At 61.7% G+C, this 6,307-nt stretch carries 4 protein-coding genes; all 4 read right to left on the bottom strand.

The features are described 5' to 3' along the window. Window positions 1-2,063, bottom strand: a 2,063-nt coding sequence (locus EN984_RS18575) for an ABC transporter ATP-binding protein (protein WP_164765519.1), incomplete at its 3' end; no start/stop codon positions are given. 67 nt (window positions 2,064-2,130) lie between these two features. After that, window positions 2,131-3,288 carry an ABC transporter permease gene (locus EN984_RS18580; RefSeq protein ID WP_127269357.1) on the bottom strand — a complete coding sequence of 386 codons (1,158 nt, stop codon included), beginning with the start codon at window positions 3,286-3,288 and terminating at the stop codon, window positions 2,131-2,133. A 12-nt stretch (window positions 3,289-3,300) separates the two neighbouring features. Continuing rightward, on the bottom strand, window positions 3,301-4,335 hold the full coding sequence (locus EN984_RS18585) for an ABC transporter permease (RefSeq protein WP_127269356.1): 1,035 nt from the start codon (window positions 4,333-4,335) through the stop codon (window positions 3,301-3,303). Window positions 4,336-4,561: 226 nt separating this feature from the next. After that, complete coding sequence (locus EN984_RS18590; protein WP_127269355.1) at window positions 4,562-6,214, bottom strand: ABC transporter substrate-binding protein; 1,653 nt, start codon at window positions 6,212-6,214, stop codon at window positions 4,562-4,564. Between the last annotated feature and the right edge of the window lie 93 nt (window positions 6,215-6,307).

Below are 6,307 nucleotides of genomic sequence, written 5' to 3' on the forward strand. Positions count from 1 at the left end.
AGCCAGCACAGGCTCATATGGCCGCCGCCGAGATGCTTGACCGGGGGCACCTTGGTCTCGCACAGATTGTCCGGCACCAGCTTCTTGTAGCCGCAGCGGGTCTGGAACGGGCAGCCGGACGGCGGATTCATCGCCGACGGGATGTCGCCTTCCAGCACGATGTGCCGCTTGACCACGCTGGTGTCGGCGATCGGAATCGCCGACAGCAGCGCCTCTGTATAGGGGTGATAGGGCGGCGCGAAGATCTGGTCGGTCGTGCCTTGCTCGACGATATAGCCGAGATACATGACGACGACGCGGTCGGCGATGTAGCGCACGACGGACAGATCATGGCTGATGAACAGCATCGTCGTCTTGTTCTTGCGCTGGATGTCCATCAGCAATTCGGTCACCGCCGCCTGCACCGACACGTCGAGCGCCGAGACCGGCTCGTCGGCCACCACCACCTTGGCGTCGCCGGCAAAGGCGCGCGCCACGCCGATGCGCTGCTTCTGGCCGCCCGAAAGCTGGCGCGGCTTGCGGGTCTCGAACGCCCTGGGCAGCTTCACCAGGTCGAGCAGTTCCAGCATGCGCTTGCGGCGATCGGCAACCGTCTTGCCGACATTGAACTTCTCCAGCGTGCGGATGATCTGCGAACCGACCGAATGGCTGGGATTGAGCGTGTCGAACGGGTTCTGGAACACCATCTGGATCGACGACACCGTGTCAACGCTCCGTTTCTCGATGCCCGTCGACTGGATTTCCGTGTTGCCCAGCGTCACCGTGCCGGCACTTGCCGTCTCCAGCCCGAGCAGCACCTTGGCCAGCGTCGACTTTCCGCAGCCGGATTCGCCGACGATGGCGACCGTCTCGGATTCGCGCGCCATGAACGAGATCGTCTCATTGGCCTTGACGACGCGGCCCTCGCTCGAGCCGAACACCTCGCTGCCGCCGACCCTGTAGTATTTTCTGAGATCCTCGATCTTGAGCACCGGCGCGCCGGGCACGACGCGCTCATTGACCTTCTTGGCGCCGGGCGGCAGCGCTTCCCAGTCGATCTCGTTGAAACGCACACAGCGCGAGAAATGGCCTTCGTGACCCGCGACCTCGATCATCGGGATTTCGGCGGCGTTGCAGACGCCCTCCACGAAATGGTGGCAGCGCGGGCCGAAATTGCAGCCCTTGGGCCGCTCGTGCGGTAGCGGCAGCTGCCCGGGAATCGAGATCAGCGGCCGTGAATTCTTGTCGGCGCCGGGCAGCGGGATCGAGCGGAACAGCCCTTGCGTATAGGGATGGCGCATCCTGTCGAAGACATCCTTGATCTTGCCGGTCTCCACCGCCTCGCCCGAATACATCACCGTGATGCGGTCGCAGGTTTCGAGGATCAGGCCGAGATTGTGCGACACGAAGATCATCGACGTGCCGAACTTCTCGCCCAGCCCCTTGACCAGGTCGACGATGCCCGCCTCCACCGTCACGTCGAGCGCCGTCGTCGGCTCGTCGAGCAAAAGCAGCGCCGGCTTCGACAGCAGCGCCATGGCGATGACGATGCGCTGTTGCTGGCCGCCCGAAAGCTGGTGCGGATAGGAGCGCATCATACGCTCGGGGTCCGGCAGCTTGACCGAGCGCACCATTTCGAGCGCGCGCTTATAGGCCTCTTCCTTCGACACCTTGTCGTGGATCAGCGGCACTTCCATCAATTGCTGGCCGACCTTCATCGCCGGGTTCAGGCTCGCCATCGGCTCCTGGTAGATCATCGCGATCTTGTTGCCGCGAATGGAGCGCAACTCCTCGTCGGAGAGCTCGCCCATGTCCTTGCCCTGAAACTTGATCTTGCCGCCGACGATTTTTCCGATGTTGGAGAGGTCGCGCATGATGCCGAGCGACACGGTCGACTTGCCGCAGCCGGATTCGCCGACGATGCCCATCGCCTCCCCCGGCATGACGGTGCAGGAAAAATCCATGACGGCCGGGATCTCGCCCTTGCGGGTGAAGAAGGAGATCGACAGGTTCTCGATCTCGATGATCGGCGCGTTGGCCGGCCCATTGGTTGGCGTGGCGGGATTTCGAACTGCCTCGTTCATGGGTCGCTCCAATCCTGGTTCTTTCGGGCCTGTTTCTCTCAGGCGCATCGGGTCGAAACCCGCGAGATCAGTCTTTCATCGATTGTTCGCGCAGCGAGTCGGCGAGCAGGTTCAAGCCCAGCACGAACGACATCAGTGCGATCGTCGGCGGCAACGCTGGGTGGATGAAGGAGCGCAGCAGGCGGCTGGCGTCCTTGATCGCGGTGCCCCAGTCCGGACTTTCCGGCGCCAGGCCAAGGCCGAAATAACCGAGCGTGCCGAGCAGGATGGTGGTGTAGCCGATGCGCAGGCAGGCGTCGACGATCAGTGGCCCGCGCGCATTGGGCAGGATCTCCCACAGCATGATGTACCAGGGCGATTCACCGCGTGTCTGCGCCGCCGCCACATAATCGCGCGTCTTGATGTCCATCACCAGGCCACGCACGATGCGAAACACGCCGGGGCTGGAGGCGAACACCACCGCCACGAAGATGTTGAGCTGGTTGGGGTCGATATGCACGATCTTCAGCGGATCGGCGTCGAAGACCAGGCCGGCATAGATCCAGCCGCCGAGGATCAGGGTGATGCCGAGCAGGATGTATAGCCGGTCGGGCCGGTTCTTGTAGCGGGTCCAGAACAGCACGCTGAAGAAGATGATCGGGAACAGGAAGAACACGCCGGCCATGCCATAGGGGATCGGCGTATCCATGATGCCCGGCGTCACCAAAAGATAGAACAGCAGGATGACCGGGAAGGCCAGCACGAGATTGGCCAGGAACGACAGCACGGTGTCGATCTTGCCGCCGTAATAGCCGGCGGGCAGGCCGAGCGTGATGCCGACCATCAGCGCGAAGCCGGTCGCGGCAGGCGCGATGATCAACACGATCTGGCTGCCATAGACCATGCGCGAAAACACGTCGCGCGCCAGCTTGTCGCCGCCGAACAGATAGGTCAGCCCCGATTTCGGTTCGACGGCGCCCGGCAGCACATCCTTCATGATGGGAATCTGGGCCAGCGGGTCGAAGGGCGAAATGGTCGCGGCGAAGATCGCCGTGAACAGCCAGAACAGGCAGATGCCGACGCCGACGATGCCGACACCGCTGTCGAACAGCTGGCCGTAGAGCGCCAGCTTCTTCTTGTAGGTGAAGCTCGCGCCCATGACGATGACGAGTGCGATCCAGACCGGCCAGAAGCGCGACAGCACTTCGAGAACGATGGTGAAGCCACTGATATATTGAACCGGCATCCGCTTCGCTCCCTACTGAACTCTGATACGCGGATTGAGAAATGCGTAGCCGACATCGGAAATGAGCTGCGTGATCAGGACGATGAACACCGAGACCAGCGAGCAGCCGAGCAAAAGGTCGATGTCGTTGTTGCCGGCCGCCTCGACCAGCGTGTAGCCGAAGCCCTGATAGCGAAACATCACCTCGACGATGACGACGCCGGTGAGCAGCCATGGGAATTGCAGCATGATGACGGTGAACGGTGCGATCAGCGCGTTGCGCAAGGCATGTTTGACCACGACGCTGCCGAAGGAAAGGCCCTTCAATCTGGCGGTGCGGATATATTGCTGCGTCATCACTTCGACCATCGAAGCACGCGTCATCCTCGCAATATAGCCGATGCCGTAGATCGCCAGCGTCATTACCGGCAAAGTGAAATTATAGAAGGTGATGCCCTGGCTGGCCGAAGCCGCCGAGCCGTTCAGCCAGCCTAGCCATGAGGCGAAGATGACGGTGAAGATGACGCCCGACACATATTCAGGCGTCGCCGTCGAAGCGATCGACGCCACGGACAGCACCCGGTCGGTTCGCGACCCCTCGCGCATGCCGGCCATAATGCCGATCAGCAGCGAGATCGGCACCATCACCACCAGCACCCAGAACATCAGGATGCCCGTGGCGCCGAGTGCCGGAAACAGCTTTGAGGCGACGGTCGCCTTGAACTTGGTCGAGCAGCCGAAATCGCCCTGGAAAACGCCGGCGAAGGTCGGCACGAGCGGATCATTGCAGAAGGAGAAACGCTGCGCCGGTTTGCCGGTCGCCGGGTCTGTCACAGGTTGCTTGGGCACCACGCCCAGCCACTGCCCATAGCGGACGAAGAAGTTCTGCCGATAGCCGTGGTTGACCAGCCAGCTCTCGAGCTGCTCGGCCGACGTATGCATTTCGGTCTGGCTGATCGCCAGCTTCTTCAGATTGGGTTCGAGGTTGATCAGGAAGAAGACGACCATGGTCAAGCACAGCATCGTCAATGCCATGGTGCCAAGACGCCTGATAACGAAGGAAAGCATGGCGGCCCCCTGCCGATGGGTTGGGGTTTGAGCCGGCTATGAAAGCCAACCCTGCCGTGACCGGCGGAGCTGGCTGTCAAACAGGCCTTCGGATGCGATCAACCCTGTTTTGTTGCACGGCCTTGCCCGCGAGTCCGTAACTTTTTTGAGAAAGCGCGGACCAACGGGGACGGACGATGCAAAGAGCGGGAGAAGGGAGCGAGCCCCTTCCCCCATGTCGATGCGATCAAGCCTGTTCGAGCCAGACCTTGCCGTAGTCGCGCTCGAAGGTCGGGTGCATCTTGTAGTTCTGCACCGCCTTGACCGAGTGGCTGTAGAGTTTGCGCCAGTACGGCTGAATCATGATGCCGGAATCCTGCAGGATCTGCTCGATGTCCTTCATCATTTCCTTGCGCTTGGCGGCGTCGGCAACGGCGAGCGCCGCATTGAGCTTGGCGTCCCATTCCGGATTCGACCAGCCGGCCTCGTTCCAGGCCTCGCCGGTGCGATAGGCGATGGCCAGAACCTGGACGCCGAGCGGGCGCATGTTCCAGTTGGTCATCGACAGCGGATACTTCGTCCAGTCGTTCCAGAACGTCGAACCCGGCAGAACGGTGCGCTTCACCTTGATGCCGGCGTCGCGCAGCTGGGCGGCGATCGCATCGCCGGTGTTCTTGTGCCAGTCTTCGTCGACCGTGATCAGCTCGTGTTCGAAGTCGGCCTGGCCGGCTTCCGCCATCAGCGCCTTCGCCTTGGCCGGATCACGGGCAACCTTGGGCAGCTCGTAATATTCCGGATGGATCGAGCAGACATGGTGGTTTTCGGCGACCGAGCCGGCGTTGCCGTAGCCGAGCTGCAAGACGACATTGTTGTCGACCGCAAGCTGCAGCGCGTTGCGCACCTTCTGGTCGCCATAGGGCTTGTTGTTGACGTTGGTGCGGCAGACGATGGTCGACGCGGTGACGATTTCCGACTTCACCAGGTCCATGCCGTCGAGGATCGACACGTAGTCGGCCGAAGTCTCGAAATTGGTATGCACTTCGCCGGCTTCGAAAGCGCTGACCATGGCTGCTGGATCGGTGCCGTAGTCGATGAATTCCAGGCCGTCGAGGAACACTTCGCCGTCCCACCACTTGTCGTCGGTGCGGCGCTTGTAGACCACCTTCTGACCGACATCGTAGGAGACGAGTTCGAACGGACCGGTGCCGATCGGGCAGGCCTTGAAGTCGCCGCCCTTCTCATCGAAGGTCTTGTGGACGATGAGGCCGGGATAGTCGCACATGTTCGGAATCAGCGCGATGTCCGGCTTGGTGAGCTTCAGCACGACCGTGTGGTCGTCCGGCATGGTCACGGCGCTTTCGTCGAGCTTGTCGTCCTTGACCAGCGAGCCAAGACGGCCGGGCATGGAATTGCCTTCGGCTTTCTTGTCGGCCCAACGCTTCAGGTTGAAGACGACGTCGGCGGCGGTGAAGGCATCGCCATTCGACCAGGTGACGCCCTTGCGCACATGCAGCGTGTACTGCGTGGCATCGTCGTTGACGTCCCAGCTTTCCAGCAGATAGGGGCGGAACGTGTATTCGGACGTGTACTTGACCAGCGGCTCGAGCGCCTGGCGCTCGGCATTGGCGATTTCCGACCAGTCGGCCTTGCGCGGGTCCTTGGGATCCTTGATCCACTGGGCGATCTTCAGCGTGCCGCCCTTCTTGCCCTTTACCTCTTCGGCCTTCGCCGGCGTCGGATCGGCGAGGCCGAGCAAGCCGTAAGCCATTGCCGTCGATGCGCCGAAGACGCTGGCCATGGCCAGGAATTCGCGGCGGTCCACCTTGCCTGCCTTGGCTTCTTCGGCCATGGCCAGGATGTGATCCGGAACGCGATCGCCATTACTCTTGTAAATTGTCATGACTTAACTCCCATTGTTGGCTTTCCGCCTTTTAACATTCCGCATCCAGGCCATGATGTCAAAGACGGCGTGGATTGAGAACATGTTAGGGAA

Source organism: Mesorhizobium sp. M7A.F.Ca.CA.004.12.1.1 (assembly GCF_003997835.1).
GTDB lineage: Bacteria > Pseudomonadota > Alphaproteobacteria > Rhizobiales > Rhizobiaceae > Mesorhizobium.

Coding starts and splice junctions, on each gene's coding strand:
- EN984_RS18590 (WP_127269355.1), bottom strand. CDS start 6,214: ATGACAATTTACAAGAGTAATGGCGATCGCGTTCCGGATCACATCCTG.
- EN984_RS18580 (WP_127269357.1), bottom strand. CDS start 3,288: ATGCCGGTTCAATATATCAGTGGCTTCACCATCGTTCTCGAAGTGCTG.
- EN984_RS18585 (WP_127269356.1), bottom strand. CDS start 4,335: ATGCTTTCCTTCGTTATCAGGCGTCTTGGCACCATGGCATTGACGATG.